General features: G+C 72.4%; 2 protein-coding genes and 1 pseudogene. All 3 read right to left on the bottom strand.

Annotation, left to right across the window (positions count from 1 at the left end; translation table 11 throughout):
* Positions 1–198: pseudogene (locus tag VJN29_RS03880) on the bottom strand (hypothetical protein); the annotation flags it as partial.
* A 151-nt stretch (positions 199–349) separates the two neighbouring features.
* A complete protein-coding gene (argS, locus tag VJN29_RS03875; protein ID WP_324142266.1) occupies positions 350–2110 on the bottom strand; it encodes an arginine--tRNA ligase in 1761 nt (586 codons plus the stop codon).
* Positions 2111–2255: 145 nt separating this feature from the next.
* Positions 2256–4091 (bottom strand): AMP-binding protein, encoded by a 1836-nt coding sequence (locus tag VJN29_RS03870; RefSeq protein ID WP_324142265.1) that lies wholly within the window; start codon positions 4089–4091, stop codon positions 2256–2258.
* Positions 4092–4208 lie beyond the last annotated feature (117 nt).

Here is a 4208-nt window from a genome sequence, read left to right as displayed (position 1 = left end):
CACGACGATGGGCACGCCGGCCCCGAGCTCCGAGACGGACGTGCGGCCACCGGTCAGCCGAGCCGCGGCCCGGTCCAACGCCGGGAGGGCCCTGGACAGCACCCAGGAGCCTGGGCGGGTGGACACGAGGGCCTGGACCGCGCGCTGCAGCCGATTGGGCTCGGGGAACGCGTAGTCGAGGTCCTCGGCGATGCTCATGCCGCGAAACCTAGCAGCGCACCCGCCGCTCGGGCGCCGGGCCACCCAGCGGACGCCGGTGGCGCTGGGAGCTCGCCCAACGGCATACGGCATCGACGCAGGAGCGACTGTGGAAGATTGCCCGCGCTGGGACGCGGGCAACCTTCCACGCTCACATCTGCGCGGGGGACTCCAAGCCGAGCAGGTCCAGGCCCGTCGTCATGGTCCGCAGCACGAGCGCGCTGAGCGTGAGGCGCGACTCGCGCAGCTCCTCGGTCTCCGCCTTGAGGACGGGGCAGTTCTCGTAGAACGCCGAGAACGCCTGCGCGAGCTCGAAGAGGTGGCCGCTGAGCCGGTGCGGCTCGTAGAGCGACCCGACCTCGGTCACCACGTCGGCGAAGCCGAGCAGCTGTTGGCCGAGGGCGCGCTCGTGCGGCGTGCCGAGCGTGATCGGCGCGTGCTGGGTCAGCGGGTCGAGGCCCGCCTGGCGGAAGATCGAGCGCACCCGCGCGACGACGTACTGGAGGTACGGCCCGGTGTTGCCGGTCAGGGACACCATCCGGTCGAGGTCGAAGACGTACTCGCTGTTGTGGGCGACGGAGAGGTCGGCGTACTTCACCGCGCCGATCCCGACCTGCCGGGCGATCGTCGCCCGCTCCTCCTCCGACAGGTCCGGCCGCGTCTCGTCGATGAGGGCGCGTGCCTTGACGACCGCCTCGTCGAGCAGGGCCATGAGCCGGAGCGACGACCCGGACCGGGTCTTGAGGATCTTGCGGTCCTCGCCGAGGACGTTGCCGATCTGGATGTGGACCGGGATGACGTGCTCGGGCAGCCAGCCTGCGAGGCGCGCCGCGTCCCAGACCATGCTGAGGTGCAGCGCCTGCGGGGCGCCGATGACGTAGAGCACACGGTGGGCGCCCAGCTCGGAGACGCGATACTTGATGGTCGCGAGATCCGTTGTGGGATAACCATATCCGCCATCGCGCTTGCGGATGATGAGCGGTACCGGCTTGCCTTCGCGACCGGTGTAGCCGTCGAGGAAGACACACAGCGCGCCGTCGGACATCGTCGCGATGCCCTTGGCCTCGAGCTCGTCGCACACGTCGGCGAGCATGTGGTTGTAGGTCGACTCGCCTGCCAGGTTCTCGTCGCCGAGCGTCACGCCGAGGGTCGTGTAGACCTTGTTGAAGTAGGCCCTCGACATGCCGACGAGCCGGTGCCAGTGCTCCAGCGTCTCCGGGTCGCCCGACTGGAGCTTGACGACCCGGGCCCGGGACCGGATGTCGAAATCGCCTGCGCTGCCGTCAGGTTCGGCTCGCTCAGCGGTGTCGAACTTCTCCCGCGCCGCCTGGTAGAACGCGTTGGGGTCGGTGACGAGCAGCTCGGCATCCGGCGAGTCCTCGCCGACCTCGAGGAGGTGCTCGATGAGCATCCCGAACGGCGTGCCCCAGTCACCGATGTGGTTCTGCCGGATGACGTTGTGGCCGAGGTGCTCGAGCGTCCGGGCCAGCGAGTCGCCGACGATGGTCGTCCGCAGGTGGCCGACGTGCATCTCCTTGGCGACATTGGGGGCGGAGTAGTCGATCGGGATGTTCTGTCGCTCCTCGACGGGCACGCCGAGCCGGTCGTCGGCGTCGACGTCGGCGAGCAGCGAGGCCAGCCACGCGTCGCTGAAGGTGAGGTTGATGAACCCCGGCCCGCTGACCTCGACGCGGTCGGCGATGCCGTCGAGCTCCAGCGAGTCCACGATCTTCGCGGCGACGTCCCGTTGCGGCGCGCCGACCTTCTTCGCGAGGGCGAGCGCGGCGTTGACCTGCACGTCGGCGAACTGCGACGGGCGCAGTACCGGGTCCGCCTCGCAGTAGTCGTCACCGAGGGCGGCGGCGATCGCGGACTGGACCTTGGGGGTGAGCGCGACGAGCGGGGAGACCATGCGGGCCAGTCTAGGAGCGGGGCCAGCGTGCCCGCGTCGCCGTTTCGCCGGGGCGGGACGAGCGAGGATGCCGGATGCCGCTGAGCTCGCTCCCCGCCAGCCGTGCCCTCCCAGCCCGTGCCCTGGCATTCGGGTCGGGTCGAGCTCAGCCCAGGTGCTCGGCAGCGGCGAGGACCTGGTGCCAGGTGACGGACCTGGGCTCCGGGGTGTCGCCGAGTGGCAGCCGGGCCAGGGCGCGGCGGCGTTCGTCGCCGCGCAGCTCGTCCCCGAAGCGGTCGACGAAGATGAGCATCCTGGGCCGCGCGACCCCGCCGAGGTTGTCCCGGACCGTCTCGTTGAGGTCGCGGGCCAGGGCGGCGAGGTCGTGCTCGGGCGTCGCGCCGTCGAGCACGATCGCCGCCGCGAGGTACCGCCCGCCCTGGACGTCCCGGCGCTCGATGACGTCGGCTCGCTCGACGAAGGGGTGGCCGAGGAGCGTCTCCCGGACCTCGCTGATCGAGACGAGCTGGCCGGAGAGCGAGATGACCTCGTCGGTGCGGCCGAGGAACTCGAGCCCGGCCTCCGGGGTGCGGCGCACGCGGTCACCGGTCGTGTAGAGCCCCGGCCGGTTCGTCCAGTGGTGGTCCGTCGCCGCCGCGACGTCGCCGGTCCCGGGCAGCATCGCACCGGCCCAGCCCTTGGTCAGTACCAGCTCCCCGGCCTCACCGTCCGGCACGGGGTTGCCGGAGGCGTCGACGATCGCGGGTTCCACCGACGGCACGAGGTCCGGGTCCAGCGACTGGCTCAGGTGGACGATCCCACCGAGCTCGACCTGGCCCCACCCGTCGGCGACGACGACGGGGCGGTGGCTGAGGTCCGAGGCGGCCCAGTCCCGCAGGGCCGGCTCCGACGGCTCGGCGTAGAGGACGACGCGCCGCAGCGACTCGACCGGGCTCGTGTCGGCAAGGGCCGGCGCCCATCCGCGCATGGTCCGCAGCACGGAGGGCGTCGTCATCATCGTCGTCACCACGTGGCGGCGCATGATCTCCCACGCCCGCGCGTGCGTGGGCACGTCGAGGGTGCCCTCGTAGAGCACCGTGGTGATCCCTCGGGCGAGCGGCCCGTAGATGCCGTGGACCTGGACTGCGAGCCAGGAGGCATCGCCCGCGCTCCAGAGCCGGCCACCCTCTCCCACGCCCCACTCGTGCAGGGCGGCGGCGGTGACGAGGATGTTGGCGAGCCCATGAGTGACGACGACAGGACGGCCACGGCGGTGCGCCTGGCTCACGAGGAAGAAGGGATGGTCGCTCGGCAGGTCGACGGGCTCACCCGCCCGCGCCGTCCCGGCCGTACGGCGCCGGTTGCCTCCCCGGTCCGCCGCCACGAGGTCGTGGTACCACCGGTCCCCCTCGTACCACGCGACGTCCATGCCAGTGCGCCGGACCACGATGGTGTGCTCGATGCCCGCGACGGCCGTGAGGGCCTCGTCGGCGCGGACCTTGAGGGGCAGGATCGTCCCGTGCCGCCAGGCGCCGTCCTGGGTGAAGAGCACCCTGGCGCCGAGGCTCTCCAGCCGGTCGGCGAGCGCCTCGGCCGGCAGCGGCGTGGGAAGCACGGCGTGGACGGCGCCGACGCGGGCACAGGCGAGCATGGCCACGGCGGCCTCGGGGACGAGCCCGAGGTGCAGGGCGACGACGTCACCGGCCTGCACACCGATCGAGCGCAGGCCACGGGCGAGGGTGGTGACCTCGACGAGCAGGTCTCCGTAGGTGATGGCGCGCCGGTCGCCCGGCTCGCCCTCCCAGCTGATGGCGACCCGGTCCGGGTGGGCCGCCGCGTGCCGGTCCACACAGGTGACGGACGCGTTGAGCCGGCCGCCCGGGAACCAGTGGGCCCGGCCGGCCCGCGGCTCCCACACGGCATCGAACGGGGTCGACCACTCGACGAGCGCGGCTGCCCGCCGCCACGCGTCCTCGTCGGGCGCCCAGCTGGGCTCAGGCATGGCCCAGGGTCCTCACGGCAGCCGTGCCGGCCCGGATGAGGTGGCCCGCCACGGCCTCGATCTCCTCGCGAGACGCCCCCGGCGGCACGGTGGCGACCAGGGCGCCGAGGGCGCTCC

Source organism: Intrasporangium sp. (assembly GCF_035280925.1).
Classification (GTDB): Bacteria; Actinomycetota; Actinomycetes; order Actinomycetales; family Dermatophilaceae; genus Intrasporangium.
The sequence above is the reverse complement of the archived record's forward strand: the minus strand, read 5'-3'. Positions and strand labels throughout refer to the sequence as shown.

Excerpts from the sequence above, each read along its gene's own strand:
- VJN29_RS03870 (WP_324142265.1), bottom strand. The coding sequence starts at position 4,091 with ATGCCTGAGCCCAGCTGGGCGCCCGACGAGGACGCGTGGCGGCGGGCA.
- argS (WP_324142266.1), bottom strand. The coding sequence starts at position 2,110 with ATGGTCTCCCCGCTCGTCGCGCTCACCCCCAAGGTCCAGTCCGCGATC.